At 50.4% G+C, this 22,356-nt stretch carries 21 protein-coding genes; all 21 read left to right on the top strand.

All coding sequences use genetic code 11. The annotated features are described in order from the left end of the window. Window positions 1-72: 72 nt before the first annotated feature. The 21 genes from rpsA (at window position 73) to PSEUDOMOFG3G_RS18260 (ending at window position 22,274) form a co-directional block, all read left to right on the top strand. Window positions 73-1,767 carry a 30S ribosomal protein S1 gene (gene rpsA, locus PSEUDOMOFG3G_RS18360; RefSeq protein ID WP_014337228.1) on the top strand — a complete coding sequence of 565 codons (1,695 nt, stop codon included), beginning with the start codon at window positions 73-75 and terminating at the stop codon, window positions 1,765-1,767. Between the two features lie 272 nt (window positions 1,768-2,039). Continuing rightward, a complete protein-coding gene (locus PSEUDOMOFG3G_RS18355; RefSeq protein WP_139050794.1) occupies window positions 2,040-2,318 on the top strand; it encodes a hypothetical protein in 279 nt (92 codons plus the stop codon). Window positions 2,319-2,464: 146 nt separating this feature from the next. Then, on the top strand, window positions 2,465-2,761 hold the full coding sequence (gene ihfB, locus PSEUDOMOFG3G_RS18350; RefSeq protein ID WP_047226313.1) for an integration host factor subunit beta: 297 nt from the start codon (window positions 2,465-2,467) through the stop codon (window positions 2,759-2,761). A 26-nt stretch (window positions 2,762-2,787) separates the two neighbouring features. Further along, window positions 2,788-3,012: a LapA family protein gene (locus PSEUDOMOFG3G_RS18345; RefSeq protein WP_139050793.1), complete on the top strand. Its 225-nt coding sequence runs from the start codon at window positions 2,788-2,790 to the stop codon at window positions 3,010-3,012. A gap of 180 nt (window positions 3,013-3,192) precedes the next feature. Continuing rightward, window positions 3,193-4,263, top strand: coding sequence for an LPS O-antigen chain length determinant protein WzzB (locus tag PSEUDOMOFG3G_RS18340; protein WP_139050792.1), 1,071 nt, complete (start codon window positions 3,193-3,195; stop codon window positions 4,261-4,263). A 1,003-nt stretch (window positions 4,264-5,266) separates the two neighbouring features. Next, window positions 5,267-6,523, top strand: a complete 1,257-nt coding sequence (locus PSEUDOMOFG3G_RS18335) for a lipopolysaccharide biosynthesis protein (RefSeq protein ID WP_139050791.1) — start codon at window positions 5,267-5,269, stop codon at window positions 6,521-6,523. 32 nt (window positions 6,524-6,555) lie between these two features. Continuing rightward, entirely contained in the window at window positions 6,556-7,554 is a 999-nt protein-coding gene (pseB, locus tag PSEUDOMOFG3G_RS18330; RefSeq protein WP_139050790.1) for a UDP-N-acetylglucosamine 4,6-dehydratase (inverting), read from the top strand. Window positions 7,555-7,557: 3 nt separating this feature from the next. Then, complete coding sequence (gene pseC, locus PSEUDOMOFG3G_RS18325; RefSeq protein WP_139050789.1) at window positions 7,558-8,715, top strand: UDP-4-amino-4,6-dideoxy-N-acetyl-beta-L-altrosamine transaminase; 1,158 nt, start codon at window positions 7,558-7,560, stop codon at window positions 8,713-8,715. Then, the gene (locus tag PSEUDOMOFG3G_RS18320; RefSeq protein ID WP_139050788.1) at window positions 8,712-10,337 is read left to right on the top strand and encodes an aldo/keto reductase; all 1,626 of its coding nucleotides are present in this window, start codon (window positions 8,712-8,714) and stop codon (window positions 10,335-10,337) included. The genes pseC and PSEUDOMOFG3G_RS18320 overlap by 4 nt, the downstream gene beginning before the upstream one ends. A 2-nt stretch (window positions 10,338-10,339) precedes the next feature. After that, window positions 10,340-11,140 (top strand): SDR family NAD(P)-dependent oxidoreductase, encoded by an 801-nt coding sequence (locus tag PSEUDOMOFG3G_RS18315; RefSeq protein ID WP_218939016.1) that lies wholly within the window; start codon window positions 10,340-10,342, stop codon window positions 11,138-11,140. Then, the gene (gene pseG / locus PSEUDOMOFG3G_RS18310; RefSeq protein WP_139050787.1) at window positions 11,134-12,255 is read left to right on the top strand and encodes a UDP-2,4-diacetamido-2,4,6-trideoxy-beta-L-altropyranose hydrolase; all 1,122 of its coding nucleotides are present in this window, start codon (window positions 11,134-11,136) and stop codon (window positions 12,253-12,255) included. The genes PSEUDOMOFG3G_RS18315 and pseG overlap by 7 nt, the downstream gene beginning before the upstream one ends. Beyond that, a complete protein-coding gene (pseH, locus tag PSEUDOMOFG3G_RS18305) occupies window positions 12,248-12,778 on the top strand; it encodes a UDP-4-amino-4,6-dideoxy-N-acetyl-beta-L-altrosamine N-acetyltransferase (protein ID WP_257220846.1) in 531 nt (176 codons plus the stop codon). Before pseG ends, pseH begins: the two co-directional genes overlap by 8 nt. A 1-nt stretch (window position 12,779) precedes the next feature. Beyond that, the gene (pseI, locus tag PSEUDOMOFG3G_RS18300) at window positions 12,780-13,838 is read left to right on the top strand and encodes a pseudaminic acid synthase (protein WP_139050851.1); all 1,059 of its coding nucleotides are present in this window, start codon (window positions 12,780-12,782) and stop codon (window positions 13,836-13,838) included. After that, window positions 13,828-14,727, top strand: coding sequence for a hypothetical protein (locus PSEUDOMOFG3G_RS18295; RefSeq protein WP_139050786.1), 900 nt, complete (start codon window positions 13,828-13,830; stop codon window positions 14,725-14,727). Before pseI ends, PSEUDOMOFG3G_RS18295 begins: the two co-directional genes overlap by 11 nt. A gap of 32 nt (window positions 14,728-14,759) precedes the next feature. After that, window positions 14,760-15,902, top strand: a complete 1,143-nt coding sequence (locus PSEUDOMOFG3G_RS18290) for a hypothetical protein (RefSeq protein ID WP_139050785.1) — start codon at window positions 14,760-14,762, stop codon at window positions 15,900-15,902. A 22-nt stretch (window positions 15,903-15,924) separates the two neighbouring features. Next, window positions 15,925-17,043, top strand: a complete 1,119-nt coding sequence (gmd, locus tag PSEUDOMOFG3G_RS18285) for a GDP-mannose 4,6-dehydratase (protein ID WP_139050784.1) — start codon at window positions 15,925-15,927, stop codon at window positions 17,041-17,043. 2 nt (window positions 17,044-17,045) lie between these two features. After that, a complete protein-coding gene (locus PSEUDOMOFG3G_RS18280; RefSeq protein WP_139050783.1) occupies window positions 17,046-18,020 on the top strand; it encodes a GDP-L-fucose synthase in 975 nt (324 codons plus the stop codon). A 97-nt stretch (window positions 18,021-18,117) separates the two neighbouring features. After that, window positions 18,118-19,533: a mannose-1-phosphate guanylyltransferase/mannose-6-phosphate isomerase gene (locus PSEUDOMOFG3G_RS18275; protein ID WP_139050782.1), complete on the top strand. Its 1,416-nt coding sequence runs from the start codon at window positions 18,118-18,120 to the stop codon at window positions 19,531-19,533. 4 nt (window positions 19,534-19,537) lie between these two features. After that, window positions 19,538-20,308, top strand: coding sequence for a glycosyltransferase family 2 protein (locus PSEUDOMOFG3G_RS18270; RefSeq protein ID WP_139050781.1), 771 nt, complete (start codon window positions 19,538-19,540; stop codon window positions 20,306-20,308). Then, a complete protein-coding gene (locus PSEUDOMOFG3G_RS18265; RefSeq protein ID WP_139050780.1) occupies window positions 20,305-21,261 on the top strand; it encodes an SDR family oxidoreductase in 957 nt (318 codons plus the stop codon). Before PSEUDOMOFG3G_RS18270 ends, PSEUDOMOFG3G_RS18265 begins: the two co-directional genes overlap by 4 nt. Next, window positions 21,261-22,274, top strand: a complete 1,014-nt coding sequence (locus tag PSEUDOMOFG3G_RS18260) for a glycosyltransferase family 4 protein (RefSeq protein ID WP_171061397.1) — start codon at window positions 21,261-21,263, stop codon at window positions 22,272-22,274. The genes PSEUDOMOFG3G_RS18265 and PSEUDOMOFG3G_RS18260 overlap by 1 nt, the downstream gene beginning before the upstream one ends. Window positions 22,275-22,356 lie beyond the last annotated feature (82 nt).

Below are 22,356 nucleotides of genomic sequence, written 5' to 3'. Positions count from 1 at the left end.
ATATGAAACTAACCCACACCGTCTGGGGTGTGGAGGCGGGCGTATTCTTCGCCCTAATCAACAGGAATTAAAATGAGCGAAAGCTTTGCGGAACTCTTTGAAGAAAGCCTGAAAACCCTGAACCTTCAGGCAGGCTCCATCATCACCGGTGTTATCGTTGATATCGATTACCAAGCTCGCTGGGTAACCGTTCACGCTGGTCTGAAGTCTGAAGCACTCATCCCGCTTGAGCAGTTCTACAACGACGCTGGCGAACTGAACATCAACGTCGGTGACGAAGTTCACGTTGCGCTGGACTCGGTTGAAGATGGCTTCGGTGAAACCAAGCTGTCCCGTGAAAAAGCCAAGCGCGCTGAATGCTGGATCGTTCTGGAAGCGGCTTTCGCAGCTGAGGAAGTGGTCAAGGGCGTTATCAACGGTAAGGTTAAAGGCGGCTTCACTGTCGACGTTAACGGCATCCGTGCGTTCCTGCCAGGTTCCCTGGTTGACGTCCGTCCAGTGCGCGACACCACGCACCTGGAAGGCAAAGAGCTGGAATTCAAGGTCATCAAGCTGGACCAGAAGCGCAACAACGTTGTCGTTTCCCGTCGCAGTGTCCTGGAAGCCGAGAACTCCGCCGAGCGTGAAGCTCTGCTGGAATCGCTGCAGGAAGGCCAGCAGGTCAAGGGTATCGTCAAGAACCTCACCGATTACGGCGCATTCGTCGATCTGGGTGGCGTCGATGGCCTGCTGCACATCACCGACATGGCCTGGAAGCGTATCAAGCATCCTTCGGAAATCGTCAACGTTGGCGACGAGATCGATGTCAAGGTTCTGAAGTACGATCGCGAGCGCAATCGTGTTTCCCTGGGCCTCAAGCAACTGGGTGAAGATCCATGGGTTGCTATCAAAGCCCGTTACCCAGAAAGCACCCGCGTCACCGCTCGTGTTACCAACCTCACCGACTACGGCTGCTTCGCTGAGCTGGAAGAAGGCGTTGAAGGTCTGGTACACGTTTCCGAAATGGACTGGACCAACAAGAACATCCACCCTTCGAAAGTCGTACAAGTCGGCGACGAAGTGGAAGTCATGGTTCTGGACATCGACGAAGAGCGTCGTCGTATCTCCCTGGGCATCAAGCAGTGCAAATCTAACCCATGGGAAGATTTCTCTGGCCAGTTCAACAAGGGCGATAAAATCTCCGGCACCATCAAGTCGATCACCGATTTCGGTATCTTCATTGGTCTGGACGGTGGCATCGACGGTCTGGTTCACCTGTCCGACATCTCCTGGAACGAAGTGGGCGAAGAAGCCGTACGCCGCTTCAAGAAGGGCGACGAGCTGGACACCGTTATCCTGTCGGTTGACCCAGAGCGCGAGCGCATCTCCCTGGGCATCAAGCAACTGGAAAGCGATCCGTTCTCCGAATACGTTCAAGAGAACGACAAAGGCGCAATCGTTAAGGGCATCGTGAAAGAAGTTGACGCTAAAGGCGCCATCATCACCCTGGCCGACGATATCGAAGCGACTCTGAAAGCCTCCGAAATCAGCCGTGACCGCGTTGAAGACGCGCGCAACGTTCTGAAAGAAGGCGAAGAAGTAGAAGCCAAGATCATCAGCGTTGACCGCAAGAGCCGCGTAATCCAGCTCTCCATCAAGTCGAAAGACGATGCTGAAGAGAAAGAAGCAATCCAGAGCCTGCGCGACAAGCCAGCTACCTCTGACATTGCTGCTGGTCCTACCACTCTGGGCGACCTGCTGCGTGCACAAATGGAAAAGCAGAACTGAGTTCTGTCAGACCATAGAAAAAGGGCGACTTCGGTCGCCCTTTTTTGTGGGCGCGATTCGGCAAAAACGGGCCTGTTTGTAAGTTGGCTCCTCTGTCTGACTCGGCAGTGAAACCAATCCTGCAACCAAACTGTCTCTTTCTTTAAGCAGATCAATCACCTATTCAGGGCTAGACTGCGGATGCTCCCCTGGGCCAATGTGGGAGCGAGCCTGCTCGCGATAGCGTCAGATCAAACACCACCCCGTCGGGTGCTGCATATTCAAGGAGATTAATGAACAGGCTCATCCTGGTATTCGCGGCATTGACCTTGGCAGGTTGTACCACAAGCGCCAAGACCCATGCGGTGCGTGGCGTCAGTGGCATCGAGGTCGATTGTTCCGGCCTGGGATCGGGCTGGGAGAAATGCCACAAGCGCGCTGCGAAAGAGTGCAAGGGCGCAGGGTACAAAGTCATCACTCGCTCCGATGATGCCAAGGATGAAGATCAATACCCATTCGGCTTCAATCCAGCAGGCTACCTGACCCGCACAATGTTGGTCATTTGTCGCTGAATGCGCTCAAGTGCAAGGCTTGTGCAGAAATGGGGCAAATACGACAGGGTGAAGATATGTCAAGACTTGGGCTGTTCAAAATCTTCCGGTCATGCTAAAACCTTTTCAAGCGATTTTCCTAGCTGCTTGAAAAAGAAGGGAAAAATATGACGAAGTCGGAGTTGATCGAACGAATTGTCACCCATCAAGGGCTACTCTCATCTAAAGATGTGGAGCTGGCCATCAAGACCATGCTTGAGCAAATGTCCCAGTGCCTGGCGACCGGAGACCGCATCGAGATCCGTGGCTTCGGCAGCTTCTCTCTCCATTACCGCGCCCCGCGGGTGGGCCGCAATCCTAAAACCGGTCAGTCCGTGAGCCTGGACGGTAAATTTGTCCCGCATTTCAAGCCGGGCAAGGAACTCAGGGATCGCGTCAATGAGGAGGAGGGGGATGACCTGTAAGGAGGCGTTTATGCAAGGGGAAATTCATGCGCAGCTTTAAACGTTTTGCCCTCGTCTTGCTCGCGTTGCTAGTGGCTGCAGTCATCGTTCTGTTTGTGCTTGAAAATACCCAACCTGTCGCGCTGTTGTTCCTGGGCTGGTCGGTTCCGCAACTTCCTGTTTCAGTTTGCGTGCTAGTGTCACTTCTCGCTGGTATGATGGTTGGCCCGTTGCTCGCGTGGTTCATGGGGGCGCGTAGGCGATTGAAATAAATGGATGCGTGGCCCAGCAGTCTTGGTAAGGATCACTGTCTACAATTTTTTCTGACTTTGGGTGCGTTTTGTTCGTATTTAATCTAACTCAGTTTGCCGCTCAGTCCGACGCGGCCTTGCCCGTCTTGCCTTTTGATGCGTTTGGTGTGTACACGAACGTGATGCCAAGCGAGGCTTTCCATGCAAAATGATCGTATTGATGCGCGTCGTGATGATGAAATTGATCTGATCGAACTTGTTCGGGGGCTCTGGGCACAAAAATGGCTCATTCTGGGTGTCTCTCTTCTAGTTACTGTTGGCGCTGGCTTTTATGCGTTTCTCAGTAAGCCTGTCTATGAAGCCAAGCTTTTTATTGTGCCGCCTACTCAGAATGATATTGCTGAGTTGAATTATGGTCGTGGGAAAAGTACGGAGCTGGATATTTATTCTATCCGACACGTTTATGATGTTTTTGCTCGCAATCTTCAGGCGGAGACGCTTCGTCAGAAGTTCTTTAATGAGGTTTACCTTCCTTCACTTGATGAGTCTAGGCGGAAGGGGACGCTTGATAGCTTGTACGATCGCTTCTCCCGAGATCTGGTAATAAAGGGGCCTGGTAAAGATACGCCTGACCGTTTCTCGATTGTCGTTCAAGGCGCAGATCCTGCTCAAGCCGCTGAGTGGGCGAAGAGCTATGTCCAGCGTGCTAGTCAGGCCGCTGAGTCTGAGTTGATTAAGAACGTCACGGCTGAAGCCTCGGTCAGGGCGCGTAACCTAGAGCAACGAATTGTCAGCTTGCGTGAGAATGCACAGCGCGTACGCGAGGACCGTATTCAACAGCTGCGCGAAGCGTTGAAGGTTGCTAAGTCCATTGGTCTGATTACCCCGGCAATTAACTCCACCGCCGCAGTAGATATCACCGTAGAAACTGGAAACAAAATGGACTACCAGCGGGGAAGTAAAGCGCTGGCGGCTGAGATTGATGCATTGGAGACTAGATCTTCCGATGATGCTTTTATTAAGGATTTGCGCTCGTTACAAATGAGGTACAGCTTTTATCGTAAATTAAATATCGACGCTGAAAGTATTGCGGTGTATCGGCAGGATGGTAGTGTTGAGGTGCCCGATAATCCGATAAAGCCTAAAAAGGGTTTGCTCCTAGTGTTGGGGTTCTTGGCGGGGTTGCTATTGGGAGGGTTTGTCGCATTGATCAGGTTTGTATTGAATCGCAATGCGGAAGAGCAACGTGGTGGCCAAACCAGTCTCGACTGAATGCCATTCACCGGCATGAATTATATAAAGTATAAGTGATCTCTGTTCGGTTTTATCGAGCCTGTCGGCATTAGGTATTATCCAGTGCAGGCAGGCTTTTTTGGTGCGCAAGAAAAGTTCAACGCGCTGTTGTCTAATTTTTATGTCACGCCCGGGCTAGCTTGGTGCCTCCCGACGGGGTTGGAGTTGGTGTGTGATCGTCTCGATGGTCATGTACAAAAAAGACGAACTGCTTGGCGAAAGCGGGCTCCGGCTAATATGGACATTGCCTGGATCGGACATCCAAGCTCGTATGTGGGTGACCCTAAAGCCATTTTGATCGAGAGCAGGCATAATACGCGTAGGCTGAGTGTGCCTTCTGAGTGGTTACTGGCCTGGGGCCAACTGGGTCACTGCATCATCGAGCAGGATGACAAGTTGATGGATGCCATCACTAACCAGAATGGATTGTGAAGCAGGTGATCACCTGGGATGAGAAAGGGAGGGAAATGCAAGCTAGGCCACGATACCCAAGCGCCTGATGACCCAGATTGACGCGGGTATCTTGTGCAGTGCAAGCCTCGTCAAGATTAGAGTGCGCAGTGCGCAAGACAACCTTGGCCGGCAAGGTTGCGAGTGCGTGTGTTCTATTATGCAAGCGTGAGCGCCTCGTGTGTTGACAGTTGCGGATAGGAACATCCCTCTTTCTGGGTGAAAAACGTCTGTGTCCTACACTGCGATCATGCTGGGATAGCTGCTGTGCATCTGGCCATGGACGGGATGAAAGGGGCATTTTGCTGGTCAGGTGCTCAATCGCCAACTAACCAATTGTACCGTTGGTGCCTGTTGTTGCAGCCTAATCAAGCAGTCATGAGAATGGAGGCGACAGATAGTTAAGTGATCGCTTTCTCATGAAAGCGACGGCGTAGTCTTGGGAGCGGCACCGTGTTAAGAATCAAACACAAGGATAAAAAGTGCTTTTTATGCGGCTGTTATCAGGTATGAACGTGAAAAGACCAATTTAATGCCTGTTCGAAATTTTTTACAGATTTCCAATGTTGCAATTCGTGGCGTGACGCTTGTCAGCAAATTTTTGCTGATTTTTTTTCTTGCCCGTTTTTTAGAACCGGCCGAGCTAGGTCTCTATGGCTTGTTGGCTGCGACCGTTGGTTATTCGCTGTATTTTCTCGGATTCGATTTTTATACCTATAGCACTCGTGAGCTGCTCAAGCGCGAGCGTCAGGAATGGGGGGGGTTACTCAAGGCGCAAGGGGTTTTGACCCTGGTGCTCTACGCCATTTTTTTACCGGTGCTGAGTCTGGTTTTTATCGAAGGCTTGCTCCCAATGAAGGTTGTCGGCTGGTTCTTCGTTTTGCTGATACTGGAACATCTGACTCAGGAATTGGGTCGCTTGCTGATTGCGATTTCGGATCAACTCTTTGCGAGCCTGATACTGTTTTTTCGCGCGGGGGTCTGGGCCGTCCTGATCACGGGGTTGATGTTCGTTGAACCTGATACGCGAAATCTGGACATGGTATTTGGAGCCTGGACGCTGGGATCGGCGACAGCGCTTTTTTTGGGTGTATACCGCGTCAAGCGCATGGGGCTATCTGGTTGGCGGCAAGATGTTGACTGGATCTGGATCATCAAGGGATTGAAGGTAGCGTCCGCGTTGCTGATTGCGACCTTGGCCATTCGGGGGGTCTTCACTCTGGATCGCTACTGGCTCCAGGACCTGGCGGGATTGGACGTGTTGGGGGCCTATGTCTTGTTCATGGGCGTCAGTATGGCGTTGATGTCATTTCTGGATGCTGGTGTATTTGCATTTACTTATCCAGGGCTGATCAGCGCCTACCAGCAGCGCGACCCAATCGGTTTTCATCGAGGTATACGCAGGTTGTTGCTGCAGACCGTTGGTCTTTGCGGCGCTTTTTCGGTAGTCGCACTGGTTACGATAGGCCCATTGCTGGCTTGGCTGGGCAAGCCGCTTTACAGTGAGCAGGAGGGGCTTTTCGTCTGGATCCTTCTTGCGACGGTTTTATACGCTGTTGGCATGATTCCCCACTTTGGGTTATATGCCCAAGGTCGTGATAAGCCGATCGTTCATAGCCACATAGCCAGTTTGATCATTTTCGTTCTGGCGACCTGGATTTTTGCGCAGGCTTGGCCTCTTCTTGCAGTACCGCTGGGGCTGTGCGTTAGCTTTTTTGTCGTTTTGTGCTGGAAATCGTGGAGCTTCTATCGCCTCACCCCCGCACCTTATCGTTTATTTCAATCCTGACTTCGTGCAGGAAGCAACCAAGGGACGCGTCAATGTTCACCAACAAAACCATTCTCATCACCGGCGGTACCGGCTCTTTTGGTAACACGTTTGTGCCGATGACCCTGGCCAAATACAACCCGAAAAAGATCATCATCTTTTCCCGAGATGAAATGAAGCAATGGGACATGGCGAAGAAATTCGAGGGTGATTCCCGCGTTCGATTCTTCATCGGCGACGTCCGCGACAAGGAGCGCTTGTACCGGGCTCTGGACGGTGTTGATTATGTGGTTCACGCAGCAGCGACCAAGATCGTGCCAACCGCGGAATACAACCCCTTCGAGTGCATCAAGACCAACATCAACGGCGCGATGAACCTGATCGATGCCTGCATCGACAAAGGCATCAAGCGAGTAGTTGCGTTGTCCACTGACAAGGCCAGCAGCCCGATCAACCTGTACGGCGCCACCAAGTTGGCGTCCGATAAGCTGTTTGTTGCCGGTAATTCCTACGCCGGCGGTCACGAAACCCGCATGGCAGTAGTACGTTATGGCAACGTGATGGGATCGCGTGGTTCAGTCATCCCTTTCTTCATGTCGATCAAGGACAAAGGTGAGTTACCGATCACCGATGAACGCATGACCCGTTTCATGATTTCCCTGGAAGAGGGCGTTGAGCTGGTTTGGCATGCCTTCGAAGACATGGAGGGCGGTGAGATATATGTTAAGAAAATCCCATCGATGAAAGTGACAGATCTCGCTCGTGTTGTTGCGCCTGATGCTACCCAGAAGATCGTTGGCATTCGTCCTGGCGAAAAACTGCATGAGCAAATGATCAGCGCCGAAGACTCCTACTACACGTACGAGTACCCTGAGCACTTCAAGATCCTGCCGGTCATCAACGAATGGGCAACCTGCCCCAAACGTATTAAAGACGGCAAGAAGGTCGCAGAAGGCTTCGTTTACGCCAGTGACAACAACACTGAGTGGATGAGCGACGAAGATCTTAAGAGTTGGATCACCCTAAACGAAGCCAAGATCGGGAGTATCTGATACATGATCCCGTACGGTCGCCAGGACATAACCCAAGCTGACATTGATGCCGTGATTGGGGTGTTGCAATCCGACTTCCTCACCCAAGGCCCTATGGTGCCCCGCTTCGAACAGCAGGTCGCCCAGCATGTGGGTGCCAGCCATGCGCTGGCGGTGAACAGCGCGACGTCCGCGCTGCATATCGCTTGTCTTGCACTGGGTCTCGGCCCAGGTGACCGTTTGTGGACAAGCCCCATTACCTTCGTGGCTTCTGCCAACTGCGGTTTGTACTGTGGGGCGCAGGTTGATTTCGTGGATATCGATCCACGCTCCTACAACCTTTGCCCGCTGGCGCTGGAGCGCAAGCTGGAGCAGGCCAAACGAGAAGATGCGCTGCCCAAAGTTGTTGTGGCTGTCCACCTCTGTGGTCAACCCTGCGACATGCAGGCGATCCACGCATTGGCCCAGCGCTATGGCTTCAAAGTGATCGAGGACGCCTCCCACGCCATCGGCGGCAAATACCAAGGCGAATTTATCGGGAATGGAAAATATAGCGACATTACTGTATTCAGTTTTCACCCGGTAAAGATCATTACCACCGCTGAAGGTGGTATGGCTTTGACCAACGACGCCGAGCTGGCCAAAAAAATGGCTCTGCTGCGTAGCCACGGCATTACCCGTGATGCGCAACAGATGACTCATGAGTCGGATGGTCCCTGGTATTACCAGCAGATTGATCTGGGGTTCAACTACCGAATGACTGAACTGCAGGCTGCCTTGGGCGTCAGTCAGATGGAGCGCTTGGATCAATATATTGCTCGCCGCCATCAATTGGCTGCGCGCTATAACGATCTGTTGGTGGCGTTGCCAGTCACAGTTCCTTGGCAACACGCCGACAGCTACTCGGGCCTGCATCTTTATGTGATTCGTTTGCAACTGGATAAAATCAGCAAGACCCACCGCCAGGTATTCGAATCGCTGCGTGAGCAAGGGATTGGCGTGAACCTGCATTACATTCCGGTTCACACCCAGCCTTACTATGCGCAGATGGGCTTCAAGCCTGAGGACTTTCCGGCAGCGCAAGATTACTATCGTGAAGCCATCAGCATCCCGATGTTCCAGACCATGAGCGATGAGCAGCAGGATAAGGTAGTTGCTTCGTTGCGAAAGGCCGTTTCATGACAAGTATTGCAGTATTGCAGGCGAGAACTACCTCATCTCGCCTTCCTGGCAAAGTGCTATTGCCTGTCAATGGTATTCCGCTGGCGGTATTGGCAGCGAAGCGTGCGGCTAACACCGGGCGGGAAGTGATCGTTGCAACTTCCTGCTTGGCTAGTGATGATGCGCTCGCCGACGTGCTCAAGGCTCATAGCTTGAGTTGCTTTCGGGGAAGTCTGGAAAATCCTCTGGAACGTATAGTCCGAGCATTGGAGGCCTACCATGATGAGGCCATTGTTTTTCGTTTGACCGCAGACAATATTTTTCCAGATGGTCGTTTGTTAGATGAAATCGAAGAGGCCTTCGTTCAGGACGAGTGTGAGTACCTCTGTTGCAACGGTATGGAGTCCGGTTTGCCTTACGGAGTCAGCGCCGAAGTTACGCGGCTCGGGCACCTGCGCTGGGCTTTGGACAATGCTGTTGATGCTTTTGATACCGAGCACGTAACGCCTTTGATCATCAGGCGTTTTGGTCGTCGTTATTTTGAGCGTTATAAATCTCGCAGACTGGGACTGTTGCGCTGCACTGTCGACAACCTCGACGATTATCTGCTGGTCCAAAGGGTGTTCAGCTCGGTTACAGACGCTGTGAATGTACCCTGTGAAGAGTTGATGCAACGGCTGGAGGTCTCACCGGACCGGCCGATCGTAGTTCAAAAGCCTGACAAGCTGGTATTTGGTACCGTGCAGCTCGGGCTGGATTACGGAGTGAGCAATAAATTCGGTCGTCCTGATCTCGTCCAGGCTTGTGAAATGCTTCGTATAGCAGTGACCAACGGCGTCAAGTATATCGATACCGCGCGGGCTTATGGCTCTAGCGAGACCGTTGTGGGGACTGCTTTCAAGGGCGGGTGGGAAGGGCGCGCCACTGTCATTACCAAACTCAGTCCTTTGGCCGATTGTCCAGATGATGCTGATCCCTTGTGGGTGCGAGCGGCTGTAGATGCCAGTATTTTCGAGTCATGCCACCACTTGGAAACAAAGACGCTGAATGTAGTCATGCTGCACCGTGCTGCCCAGCTTGTTCAATGGCAAGGGGCGGCTTGGGAAAGGCTCGGCGAGTTACGGCAGCAAGGCGTCATCGCGGCATTAGGTGTTTCTGTGCAGAACCCGGCAGAGCTGCACCGAGCTTTGGTAGAGCCGCTGGTCAGCCATATCCAACTGCCCTGCAACCTTCTGGATTGGCGTTGGGACGACTCGATACCACTCATTGAGGAAGCCAAACAAGGCCGGTCGCTCATCGTCCATGTGCGTAGCGCCTTGTTACAGGGGCTACTGGTAAATGACAATGAGGCTAGTTGGCGCTCAGCTCATGTGGATGATTCGGCAACGGTGCGTGAATGGTTGGAGAGTCAGGTCTCGATTTTAGGGCGCAACAGCATTGTGGATCTTTGTTTCGCCTACTTGCGTGCATTGACTTGGGTCGATGGAATTGCCGTTGGAATGGAGAATACTGAACAGCTATTGGAAAATCTGGATCTGTTCTCCCAACCGTCGTTAGAGCCTTGGCAAATATCAGCGCTGTTGGCTTCCCGCCCTCTGTTGACGGAGCAGGCATTGAATCCGGCATGTTGGTTGAGGGGGTGAGATTGAGCAAAGGAACAGAGCTGTTTTCATTGACGGGCAAAACGGTACTGATAACTGGTGCGACGGGGTACTTGGGCGCAGCGATGAGCAATGCTGTGGCTGCTGCAGGCGCGCATGTATTGGTTAATTCCCGTTCCTTTGAGCGTGGTACCTTGCTAGTTGAGGAGCTGTTGAGCCAAGGTTTTTCCGCTGAGTTGGCGGTATTCGATGTGGGCGACGAAATACAAGTGCGGGAATTTATGGACGGATTTGCCCCGCGTGAGCTACATGTATTGATCAATAATGCCTACGCAGGGGGCGGTGGTACGGTGGAAACCAGCAGCGGTGAACATTATATCGATGCTTATGAAGTATCGTTGGTGGCCGCTCATAACGTTCTAAAATGCGCCCTGCCGGCGATGCGGCGAGCTGTGTGCTCCGCGGGCGAAGCATCGGTCATCAATGTCGGGTCGATGTATGGCGTGGTCAGCCCGGATGCTCGAATTTATGACACTGCTGCGGGAACCAATCCTCCTTTTTACGGTGCGGCCAAGGCCGCAATAATCCACTGGAGCAAATACGCAGCATGTGAGTTTGGTAAGGAGGGTATCCGTATCAATTCAATTTCACCTGGTCCATTTCCGTCAATCCAAGTCCAACAGGCCGCTCCGGAGTTTATTGCCAAACTCGCACAGAAAGTCCCTATGGGGCGTATTGGCCAAGCCAGAGAGATAATGGGACCGATCTTGTTTCTTGCCTCCTCGGCGGCGTCTTTTGTAAACGGTACTAACGTGGTAGTGGACGGTGGTTGGACGGCATGGTGAACAAGACCACCGTGGCTTTCCGAGTGGACGCGTCGCTGCTAATAGGTAGCGGGCACGTCATGCGTTGCCTGACGTTGGCCGATGCTCTTCGGCTTGAGGGGGCTGAATGCCACTTCATTTGCCGTGAGCATCCAGGACACTTGCTGGATTTTATTCGTGGCAAGGGATTCAATATCCATCGTTTGAGCACGGTTGACAGCACTGCCTCCTCGGGCGGTCCGGTTCGACAATCTGTTGAGCCAGCACATACTCATTGGTTAGGTGTCACTCAATTACAGGATGCGGAAGCCTGTCGTAAGATTCTTGAAAACTTAAAACCTGACTGGCTAGTCGTCGATCATTATGCCTTGGATGCGCAATGGGAAACGTCGCTCCAAGCGTTTGCTCCCCGTCTTTTGGTGATTGACGATCTGGCTGATCGCACACATGTCTGTGATTTATTACTTGACCAGAATCTGGGACACACGGAGCGGGATTACTCGACATTGGTACCTAATGATTGCCGGTTAATGGTCGGTCCGCAATACGCGCTGCTGCGACCCGAATTCGCCAGACTCCGCGAACAAAGTCTGGAGCGGCGACACTCCCCAGAGCTCCAACATATTCTGATTACTATGGGAGGAGTTGACCAGGCGAATGCTACTCGAGTGACGTTGGAAGCCTTGAAAACATGTCCTTTGCCAGCGAACTGCCGAATTAGCGTTGTGATGGGTCTCAAAGCACCTAACTTGGCAGATGTAGCTGACGCTGCGACCAATATGCCATGGTCAACCGAAGTGCTGGTTAATGTTACCGATATGGGCGAGCGAATGGTATCGGCGGACCTCGTTATCGGGGCAGCCGGAGCTACTTCTTGGGAGCGATGCTGTCTGGGAGTTCCCACAATAATGGTGGTATTGGCGGACAATCAAAAATCAGGTGCTGCGGCACTGTTAAGTTCTGGATGTGTTGAGTTGATCGAACAGGTTCGGGATATTCCCAAGAAATTGCCAGCCGCCATACGTGCCTTGGCGAACGAGAGAGCATTGACAGAACTGAGTGAGAATGCACGCAGAATCTGCGATGGCTTGGGGGTTCAGAAAGTTATCAAGCAAATGGGTGATACGAATGGATAATTCGCAGGCAGTGCATTTATCGATACGTAAAATGACAGCGGATGATCTGAATGTTGTCCTTGGATGGCGTAATCATCCCGACATTCGTCGTTATATGTACACCCAACATGAAATCTCAATCGAAGAGCATCGCACGTGGTTTGAGCGTGCTTCTCAAGATTCACACAAACACCTACTGGTTTTCGAGATAGATAAAAAACCTCAAGGCTTTGTGAATATTACGGAGCTGAGTTCGCACGGAGTGGCGGACTGGGGGTTCTACATTGCACCGGATGCTGTTAAAGGCACTGGTCGGAAGTTGGGAAAAGCAGCTCTAGAGTATGCTTTTAATAACCTCAATCTGCATAAGGTCTGTGGTCAGTCACTCGCGTTCAATGAGCGATCAATTCAGTTTCATCATGGTTTGGGATTTCAGCAGGAAGGTACTCTGCGCGATCAGCACTACGATGGCGAAAATTATCATGCGGTCATCTGCTTTGGTTTATTGAGCAATGAATGGCAGCCAGAAGATGGGAATCAATAATATGCCGAATCCTAGTATCACTATTTCAGGTCGAAAAATTGGGGTTGATGAGTCACCGTATATTATAGCCGAGTTGTCTGCTAATCATAACGGTAACTATGAAACCGCGAAGAGAATTATCGAAGAAGCAAAAAAGGCTGGTGCTGACGCGATCAAGTTGCAAACTTATACTGCCGATACCATTACGCTGGATTGTGACTCTCCGGATTTCAAAATCAGTGGTGGGCTATGGGATGGACGGACGCTTTATGAACTCTATCAAGAGGCTCACATGCCTTGGGAATGGCATGCGCCGCTTTTTGATTATGCGCGTAAATTAGATATTACGATTTTCAGTTCGCCCTTCGACAGTACGGCAGTCGATCTGCTGGAAGGATTAAATGCTCCGGCCTATAAAATAGCGTCATTTGAGGCTATTGATTTACCTCTCATAAAATATGTTGCCAGCACCGGTAAGCCCATGATTATCTCCACCGGGATGGCCGACGCCGAGGAGATAGCGGAAGCTATCGAGGCTGCTCGTGAGGGGGGTTGTAAAGAGCTAGCAATACTTCACTGTGTAAGTGGTTATCCTGCTCCGGCACATGATTATAACCTACGTACAATACCTGACATGATCCAGCGTCATGGGCTGGTGACTGGTTTGTCCGACCATACATTGGACAACACTACTGCCATAACCAGTGTTGCACTGGGCGCTTCAATCATTGAAAAGCATTTCACTCTTGATCGGAGCGGTGGTGGTCCCGATGACAGTTTCTCACTCGAGCCTGCAGAACTGGTAGCCTTGTGTCGGGATAGTAAGACTGCATGGGCTGCGCTGGGTAAGGTTGATTATGGTCGGAAGTCAAGTGAGCAAGGGAATGTGCAGTTTCGGCGATCATTGTATTTTGTGAAAAAATTGAAAGCTGGTGAAGTCATCACTGCTGATTCGGTTAGGAGCGTCAGGCCAGGATTTGGCTTGCATCCAAAGCTGATGGGAAGTGTAGTTGGTAGCGTGTCGACTCGCGAAATTGATAAAAATACCCCTGTCAAAATGAATGATTTTTATGTTAAGTAAAAAACATGTCAGGGCGGCTCTTGGGAATTTGCCGCTGGCGCTTCAGCTCCTGTGTACACGATTGATACTTCGGTTAGAGTCCATCGTACAGTGGTTGCGAGCTTCAAAACTAAAGCGTCTGGGGATGCAGGAGTTTGTTGCTTCTCTTAATAGGTTCGATTCTTCGCTTGAGTGTCATATTCTTGCATCAGGTTGGAGCCTGAATCATTCCTATGAAACAATTGATCGTACAAGGTCATTTGTTATAGGTTTTAATTATTCTTTTTTGAAATGTAATGATGCTGACTTGCATTTCATTGAAAATGCGTCGATTAAGGATTTGCGTTTTTTTGTGAACACCTATCAGACATATTATGCTTTGGAGAAGTTTAATGTTTTTACGAATTCAAAAGTTATTTTTAAGAATTTGTCTGAGTTAAAAAACTCAGTGCGCCTTATCGGTATGTTGTATTCGGATAAAGCATATTTTATGAGGGATCAACATTTCAGGATTTTTGGCAGTAAAGGAGTCGCTCCTGTCGTAGCACAGATGTGTGCAGAAACCCACGGTTTGCCTCAAGCCGTATCGAGTGTTGTTGGGTTGACTATTTTGGCCAAAATGATGGGGTTTAAGAAAATAATTGTTCATGGTCTGGACTTTCAGGGGCCGCACTTTTATGGGCATGATGCTTCTAGCATAATTTTCAAGGACGAGCTGCTGCCGAAACCGTTAAATTTGAATGAGTGCGGTTTCGAATTGCATAAAACCGCAGTTGGCGAAAATGGTGTTGGTGTAGTGTCAGTGATAAAAGCGCTAAAACACGAGCTAAAGAAATGCGATGTGGAAATATTGGCGGCAAGTAAGTTATCTCCGTCGGCCGAAATTTTGGGGTGGGCTGAGTTGGAATGATGAGCCGAATTCATTTCGTGAGGGAGATTTAAGTGGTCGCTGTCCTTCGAGGTAGCGCATTTTTTTGTGCGTGTATGTATCTTATTTTTTCTACGCTGGCTTTTTATTATGGAGAGATTAGCTATCGTACAGCGGCAGTGGTCGTCGGGGTTGCAGTATTTGCTATTATGCTTTCGGTTTCTCGAGAACGGCGTGGTTTGTCTTTTTTTGGTATAGTGCTTTTGTTTTTTTGTTTGTTCGTCTTTTCGTTGTTTAACTATGATTGGTCGGAATATAGAAGTGTTTTCACGGTTTTTGTTTTTGTTTCGGGGCTTGGTGTCGCATGGTATGCAGTGGAGTTTAGGAAGACATGGGTGTTCTTTGAACTTCCTTTCTTTGTGTTTTTGGTTGTTACTCTTTGGTTGATTTTGATAGAGGGGTATGGGGCGGCGGAGTTTAACAGGGTTCTTTCTGGGTCAAGTCGAAATGTATATTCTGGAATATTGCTGGCACTCGCAAGTGGATATATTTTTTCTAGGGAGTATGCGGGTAAATCTATATCTGTGACATTGTTTTTTTTGGTGTTTTTAATAAGTATTCCTTTGTATAGTCGTAACGGGATCTTTGTCTCTTTTGTGCTTCTGTTATGTGTCTTGTGGCGAAGAAGTATTCTTGCGGTTTCTGTGATGGCTATTGTAAGTGTTGTTGTTTTGGCTTTTGGTTGGGAGTATTTTTATGCTCTTTTGCAATCTCGTACAAATTTGGCTGCAGGTTTGGAAAGCGATAGATATTATATAGCTCAGGATTATTTTGCGCATTTGGATCTGACTGGTTTTTTGGCTGGAGTAGATCTAACGAGCGTGCCGATGGTCGAAGCCTTTGGAGGTAATCCTCATAGTGCTTTCTTGAGGTTGCATTCTTTTTTTGGTGTTTCAATATTTTTCTTTGTGTTTATTTTTGTTATTTCATTGATTAGATTGATGCTAGATAGGCAGTATTTGTTGATGATTGTGCTTTTGCTGTACCTGTTTCGTGCTGCATTCGATATATTTTATTTATTTAACTTGATGGATTTTTTGGTTTTTCCACTTGTTTTTTATTGGTATTTCAAGAGGTTTATACCCTATTTCAGAAGAGAGGTGATATTGCCTCCTTCGCGCGGTGAGACGGATTCATCTGTCGTTGCTAGAACTTAAAAAAGACTGGGAGAGTAGTCGCATGAAAAGAGCTTTAATTACCGGGGTTACGGGGCAGGATGGTTCTTATTTGGCTGAACTGCTACTCGAAAAAGGTTACGAAGTCCACGGTATCAAACGTCGAGCTTCTTCATTTAACACTCAACGTGTCGATCATATCTACCAGGATCCACATGTCGATAACCGCAATTTTGTCCTCCATTACGGTGACTTGAGCGACTCTTCGAACCTCACCCGAATCATCAAAGAAGTTCAGCCGGATGAGGTCTACAACCTAGGGGCCCAGTCTCACGTTGCGGTGAGTTTCGAGTCACCCGAATACACTGCTGATGTCGATGCGATGGGCACCTTGCGGATTCTTGAAGCTATTCGCTTGTTGGGATTGGAGAAAAAAACCCGTTTTTATCAAGCATCGACTTCCGAGTTGTATGGTCTAGTGCAGGAGATTCCGCAAAGGGAAACGACTCCTTTCTACCCTCGGTCTCCGTATGCTGTGGCAAAACTGTATGCTTACTGGATTACCGTGAACTATCGCGAAGCCTATGGCATGTATGCCTGCAATGGCATCCTTTTCAACCATGAATCTCCACGCCGTGGTGAGACTTTCGTAACACGCAAGATCACCCGAGCCTTGGCGAATATTTCTCAAGGATTGGAGCAGTGTTTGTTCCTGGGCAATATGGACGCATTGCGCGATTGGGGGCATGCCAAGGACTACGTGCGCATGCAGTGGATGATGCTGCAACAGGACCAACCGGAAGATTATGTGATCGCCACAGGTGTTCAGTATTCAGTACGTGAGTTTGTGCGCTGGTCTGCGGCTGAACTAGGGATTACCTTGCGCTTTGAAGGCGAGGGTATAGAAGAACGAGCTGTGGTCGAGCGCATTGACGGCGAGTTGGCGCCGGCGTTGAATGTCGGGGACGTAATCGTACGTGTCGACCCGCGTTATTTTCGACCTGCCGAGGTTGAGACCTTGCTGGGAGATCCGAGCAAAGCCAAAAAGAACCTTGGCTGGGTGCCGGAAATCACTGTGCAGGAGATGTGTGCTGAAATGGTCCGTGAAGACCTCAAGGCCGCTCAGCGCCACGCCTTACTCAAACAACATGGTCACGAAGTTCCGGTCGCTGTGGAGAACTGATGATGTCCCGCGAATTGAACCAGAACATTTTCGTCGCCGGCCATCGAGGCATGGTTGGCTCGGCTATCGTGCGTCGTCTCCAGGCCCTGGGCTATCGCTCCATCCTTTGCGCCAGGCGGGACGAACTGGATCTGCTGGACCAGCGGGCGGTACGCGCCTACTTCGCTGCGCACCGAATTGATCAGGTGTATCTGGCTGCCGCCAAGGTGGGGGGAATTCACGCTAACAATACATTCCCCGCAGACTTCATCTATGACAACTTGATGATTCAGGCGAATGTGATTCAGGCTGCTCATGCATCGGATGTTCAACGCTTGTTGTTTCTTGGGTCTTCCTGCATCTATCCCAAGCATGCGACTCAGCCTATGAAGGAGGACGCGTTGCTGACGGGGATTCTGGAGCCAACCAACGAGCCGTATGCGATCGCCAAAATTGCCGGGATCAAGTTGTGCGAGAGCTATAATCGTCAATATGGCCGCGATTACCGTAGCGTCATGCCGACCAACCTTTATGGGCCCCATGATAATTACCACCCACAAAACAGCCACGTGATTCCAGCATTGCTTCGCCGCTTCCATGAGGCTGTGCAGACCGACCAAGCCGAAGTGGTTATCTGGGGCAGCGGCAACCCCATGCGCGAGTTCCTGCATGTCGATGACATGGCTGCGGCCAGCGTCCACGTGATGGAGCTTGATGGTGCTACCTATCAGGAAAACACCCAGCCAATGCTATCGCATATCAATGTGGGGACTGGTAGAGACTGTACAATCCGAGAGCTTGCACAGACCATCGCCAAGGTCACCGGCTACAAGGGGCAGCTGTCTTTTGATGCGAGCAAGCCTGATGGTTCTCCGCGTAAGTTGATGGATGTCTCGCGGCTTCGCGCACTGGGCTGGCAAGCGACGATAGATCTGGAGGAAGGGCTGGGCGATGCTTATCGCTGGTTTGTAGAGCATCGGTTGGAAGCCAGGGATTAATGCACTGCGAATTGGATTTATCAGGCTATTGATGTAATAAGCCTATGAATAAAAAGAACTTAATGGCCGCATCGATAGCAGCAAAGGACGATTTTGTATGTTTCTTCCAGTAATCATGGCTGGTGGCTCGGGGTCTCGCCTCTGGCCGTTGTCTCGCCAGCTCAATCCCAAGCAATTTTTGCCTTTGGTTGATTCCGAACAATCATTGCTCCAAGCGACAATCTCACGTCTGGAAGGCCTTGATCATCATCTGCCGATACTGATCTGCAACGAGCAGCACCGCTTCCTAGCCGCTGAACAGTTACGTCAGTTGGAAATGGAGCAAGCTCGAATTTTGCTGGAGCCGGTGGGGCGAAATACCGCCCCAGCGATTGCGTTGGCTGCGTTGCAAGCCACCGCTCTAGGTGATGATCCGATTCTGCTGGTATTGGCCGCCGATCATCTTATTCAGGACGTTAAAGCTTTCCACACCAGTATTGGTCGGGCGTTGGCCCTCGCGGAGGCCGGTAAGCTGGTTACCTTTGCAATTGTACCGACCCATCCAGAGGTTGGTTTTGGCTATCTGGAAAAGGGCGACGCGTTTGGCCACGATGGTTTCGTCGTCAGCCGGTTTGTGGAGAAGCCCGACTCCGTCACCGCGCAAATGTACCTGGACAGTGGCCAATATTTTTGGAACAGCGGGATGTTCATGTTCCGTGCCAGTCGTTATCTGCAGGAGCTTGAGCGTTTTGCACCGGATATTCTGCGTGCCTGCCGTGCTTCTTTTAAGAATGCAGAACAGGACATGCATTTTACCCGGGTCGATCTTGAAGCTTTTACTGCTTGTCCCGAGAACTCTATTGACTACGCGGTGATGGAGCACACCGCTGATGCTGTCATGGTACCGCTCGATGCAGCCTGGAGTGATGTAGGATCATGGTCGGCCCTTTGGGACACGGGCGACAAGAACACTGACGGCAATGTACTCAAGGGCGACGTAATTACCGAACGCACGAGCAGTAGTTATGTGCATGCCACCCATCGGCTTGTAGCGACTATCGGGATTGATAATTTGGTGATCGTCGAAACCAAGGATGCGGTGCTTGTAGCCTGTAAGGATCATGTGCAGGATGTGAAGAAAATTGTTGAACAACTGAAAAACTGTAAACGTTCTGAATATGCCAACCATCGTGAAGTTTATCGGCCATGGGGCGTTTACGACTCGGTCGATAATGGCCTGCGTTATCAAGTCAAGCGCATTACCGTTAATCCAGGGGCCAAGCTGTCGGTACAGATGCATCATCATCGCGCGGAACACTGGATAGTAGTCAGTGGAACGGCGCGGGTGACCAATGGGGATAAAACCTATCTGGTGACGGAAAATCAGTCGACCTATATACCTATTGGTCAGGTTCATGCGCTGGAGAACCCAGGGGTCATTCCTTTGGAGTTGATTGAAGTGCAGTCAGGCACTTACCTGGGTGAAGATGATATTGTTCGTTTTGAAGACAGATATGGTCGTGTAAAGGAATGATGGCTTGAAGATTTCAATTATTACCGTGTCTTATAATAGTGTGGCGACAATCCGTGACACTATTGAGTCGGTCTTGTCTCAAAGTTATAATAATATTGAATATATTATCGTGGATGGTGCCTCCAAAGATTCGACGATGGCTATCGTCAACGAGTACAGCGACAGGATAGCAAAAATCGTTAGTGAGCCAGATAAAGGCATCTACGATGCAATGAACAAGGGCATAGCGCTCGCCACAGGGGACGTGATCGGAATTCTTAATTCTGATGATTTTTTTGAAACCAATGATGTGATTGATTCTGTTGTAAAAGCATTTGCGTCTTCTCCAGAGAGCCAACTTGTTTTTGGCGATATCGTGTTTGTAGACACTGATGACCTGAATACAGTGACCCGTTTTTATAGTGCTGGGCACTTTCGTCCTTGGAAACTCCGTTTTGGCTGGATGCCGCCTCACCCGGCAACATTCGTACGAGCTGAAGCTTACAAAACAATAGGTCCATATTCCGTGGAGTATAAGATTTCTGCGGATTATGAGATGTTTGTTCGTTTGTTATTGGTCCATACGTTCAAGTTTGCCCGGCTTGAGAAGGTTTTGGTTCGCATGCGCGCCGGTGGTGTTAGTACTTCGGGTGTCAGAAGCAGCCTTCATCTGAATCAGGAAATTGTTCAGGCTTGTCGAAGGAATGGTGTTTATACCAATATTTTTATGGTGCTGAGCAAGATACCGTTTAAGTTGTTTGAGTATATTCGGCGTCCAAAAGGTTCCATCCAATGACTCGTGTGCTAGTGACGGGAGGGACCGGGTTTGTGGGGGCTGCGCTGGCTAAAAAAATCAAACACGATGGTCGGTTTGAAGTCAGCGTCTCTGTTCGTGATGAACAACAATTGCCAGGTATTCATACCTGTCGTGTATCGAGTTTGGATGCTGAAACTTCTTGGTCGACGGCGCTTGACGGTGTGAATGTGGTTGTCCACACCGCTGCGCGTGTTCATGTAATGCGCGATTCTTCAAGCGATCCGTTGACCGAGTTCAGAAAGGTTAACGTCGAAGGAACGCTGAATCTGGCTCGCCAAGCTGCCGCTTCTGGAGTACAGCGCTTTGTTTTCCTGAGTTCGATCAAGGTGAACGGTGAGGGCACCGAGCCGGGAAAAATTTACAAGCCGGATGATGTCCCACATCCGCTTGATCCTTACGGCGTTTCAAAAATGGAAGCCGAGAATGCGCTGCTTGAACTGGCGGAAGAAGTACAAATGGAAGTGGTCGTGATTCGACCCGTTCTGGTTTACGGTCCTGGAGTCAAAGCGAATTTCCTCAATATGATGCGCTGGCTTGACAAAGGGGTTCCGCTGCCCTTGGGAGCCATTCATAACGCACGCAGTCTGGTTGCCTTGGACAATCTCGTCAGTTTGATTGTGACGTGTGTGGACCATCCAGCGGCTGCCAATCAGGTCTTTCTTGTCAGCGACGGGGAAGATCTATCTACCACTCAGTTATTAACTCGTATTTCGCAAGCGCTGAAAAAAACTCCCCGTTTGATTCCGGTTCCCTCTTGGGCGCTTGACCTTGTTGCGCGCTTGTTGGGTAAAGGTGATTTTTCGAAGCGATTATGTGGTTCGCTTCAGGTCGATATCAGTAAAACACGCTCATTGTTGAACTGGTCTCCGGAAATCAGTGTTGATCAAGGACTGGCCAAGACAATCAGTCATTTTGTGGAACAGGGTAAATAATGGTCTGGCAAGGTTTAGTAGTCATAGTAGCGGTATCTTTTTTGACGACCTGGCTGCTGCGCCGTTATGCATTGGCCCGAAGCATCATCGACATCCCCAACGCCCGCAGCTCACATACGGTCCCAACCCCACGCGGTGGCGGCGTGGCAATTGTCCTGAGCTTTCTGTTGGCCTTGCCTTTATTGGCACTTGCCGGTTTTCTACCGTGGGCGACTATATGGGCCATGCTGGGAGCAGGCACGGCCATCGCTGTTCTCGGTTTTCTTGACGATCATGGACACATTGCGGCCCGCTGGCGTTTGCTCGGGCATTTTGCTGCGTCGGTATGGGCGTTATATTGGTTGGGTGGCTTGCCCTCCCTTACGTTCTTCGGCCTGGAGCTTGAATTGGCTTGGCTAGGGCACGTCCTTGCGGTTTTTTACCTGGTCTGGATGCTCAACCTCTACAACTTCATGGACGGCATCGACGGTATTGCAAGTGTCGAGGCCATTTGCGCCTGCCTTGGTGCGTGCCTGTTGTACTGGCTGGCTGGCTTTGACAGCTTGATAGTTGTCCCCTTGGTACTGGCAATGGCGGTAGCGGGTTTCCTGTATTGGAATTTCCCTCCCGCTCGAATTTTCATGGGAGACGCAGGAAGTGGGTTTCTTGGCATTCTCCTCGGTCTGTTGTCATTGCAGGCAGCCTGGGCTTCATCCAAATTGTTTTGGGTGTGGCTGATTTTGTTGGGTGTCTTCATCGTCGATGCAACCGTCACCTTGATACGGCGCCTGCTTCGAGGCGATAAGGTGTATGAGGCTCATCGCAGTCATGCGTACCAATTCGCTTCGCGCCATTATGGTCGGCATTTGCCGGTAACATTGGTTGTGGCGGCGATCAACTTGTTCTGGCTTTTGCCGCTGGCGGCATGTGTCGTATTGTGGGATCTGGATGGCGCGTTGGTGTTGGTAGTGGCCTATGTTCCGTTGGTGCTGCTTGCCCTCAGGTTTCATGCTGGAGAGCTGGAGAAGGCCTGATTTCAGGGTAAGGTTCGCGTTTTTTCCGTTTGTTGGGTGTCTAACAGACGGAAATGTAATCGCGAGGCTTTAGGAATGCATA

The sequence above is a fragment of the Pseudomonas sp. FG-3G genome (genome assembly GCF_901007645.1).
Classification (GTDB): domain Bacteria; phylum Pseudomonadota; class Gammaproteobacteria; order Pseudomonadales; family Pseudomonadaceae; genus Aquipseudomonas; species Aquipseudomonas rhizophila.
The sequence above is the reverse complement of the archived record's forward strand: the minus strand, read 5'-3'. Positions and strand labels throughout refer to the sequence as shown.

Bases quoted from the DNA above. Each gene is read 5' to 3' on its own strand.
- pseG (WP_139050787.1), top strand. From the start codon at position 11,134: ATGGTGAACAAGACCACCGTGGCTTTCCGAGTGGACGCGTCGCTGCTA.
- PSEUDOMOFG3G_RS18295 (WP_139050786.1), top strand. From the start codon at position 13,828: ATGTTAAGTAAAAAACATGTCAGGGCGGCTCTTGGGAATTTGCCGCTG.
- PSEUDOMOFG3G_RS18335 (WP_139050791.1), top strand. From the start codon at position 5,267: ATGCCTGTTCGAAATTTTTTACAGATTTCCAATGTTGCAATTCGTGGC.
- PSEUDOMOFG3G_RS18320 (WP_139050788.1), top strand. From the start codon at position 8,712: ATGACAAGTATTGCAGTATTGCAGGCGAGAACTACCTCATCTCGCCTT.
- PSEUDOMOFG3G_RS18260 (WP_171061397.1), top strand. From the start codon at position 21,261: ATGGTCTGGCAAGGTTTAGTAGTCATAGTAGCGGTATCTTTTTTGACG.
- PSEUDOMOFG3G_RS18340 (WP_139050792.1), top strand. From the start codon at position 3,193: ATGCAAAATGATCGTATTGATGCGCGTCGTGATGATGAAATTGATCTG.
- pseH (WP_257220846.1), top strand. From the start codon at position 12,248: ATGGATAATTCGCAGGCAGTGCATTTATCGATACGTAAAATGACAGCG.
- PSEUDOMOFG3G_RS18345 (WP_139050793.1), top strand. From the start codon at position 2,788: ATGCGCAGCTTTAAACGTTTTGCCCTCGTCTTGCTCGCGTTGCTAGTG.
- pseI (WP_139050851.1), top strand. From the start codon at position 12,780: ATGCCGAATCCTAGTATCACTATTTCAGGTCGAAAAATTGGGGTTGAT.
- PSEUDOMOFG3G_RS18265 (WP_139050780.1), top strand. From the start codon at position 20,305: ATGACTCGTGTGCTAGTGACGGGAGGGACCGGGTTTGTGGGGGCTGCG.
- PSEUDOMOFG3G_RS18355 (WP_139050794.1), top strand. From the start codon at position 2,040: ATGAACAGGCTCATCCTGGTATTCGCGGCATTGACCTTGGCAGGTTGT.
- PSEUDOMOFG3G_RS18275 (WP_139050782.1), top strand. From the start codon at position 18,118: ATGTTTCTTCCAGTAATCATGGCTGGTGGCTCGGGGTCTCGCCTCTGG.
- pseB (WP_139050790.1), top strand. From the start codon at position 6,556: ATGTTCACCAACAAAACCATTCTCATCACCGGCGGTACCGGCTCTTTT.
- pseC (WP_139050789.1), top strand. From the start codon at position 7,558: ATGATCCCGTACGGTCGCCAGGACATAACCCAAGCTGACATTGATGCC.
- PSEUDOMOFG3G_RS18280 (WP_139050783.1), top strand. From the start codon at position 17,046: ATGTCCCGCGAATTGAACCAGAACATTTTCGTCGCCGGCCATCGAGGC.
- ihfB (WP_047226313.1), top strand. From the start codon at position 2,465: ATGACGAAGTCGGAGTTGATCGAACGAATTGTCACCCATCAAGGGCTA.
- gmd (WP_139050784.1), top strand. From the start codon at position 15,925: ATGAAAAGAGCTTTAATTACCGGGGTTACGGGGCAGGATGGTTCTTAT.
- rpsA (WP_014337228.1), top strand. From the start codon at position 73: ATGAGCGAAAGCTTTGCGGAACTCTTTGAAGAAAGCCTGAAAACCCTG.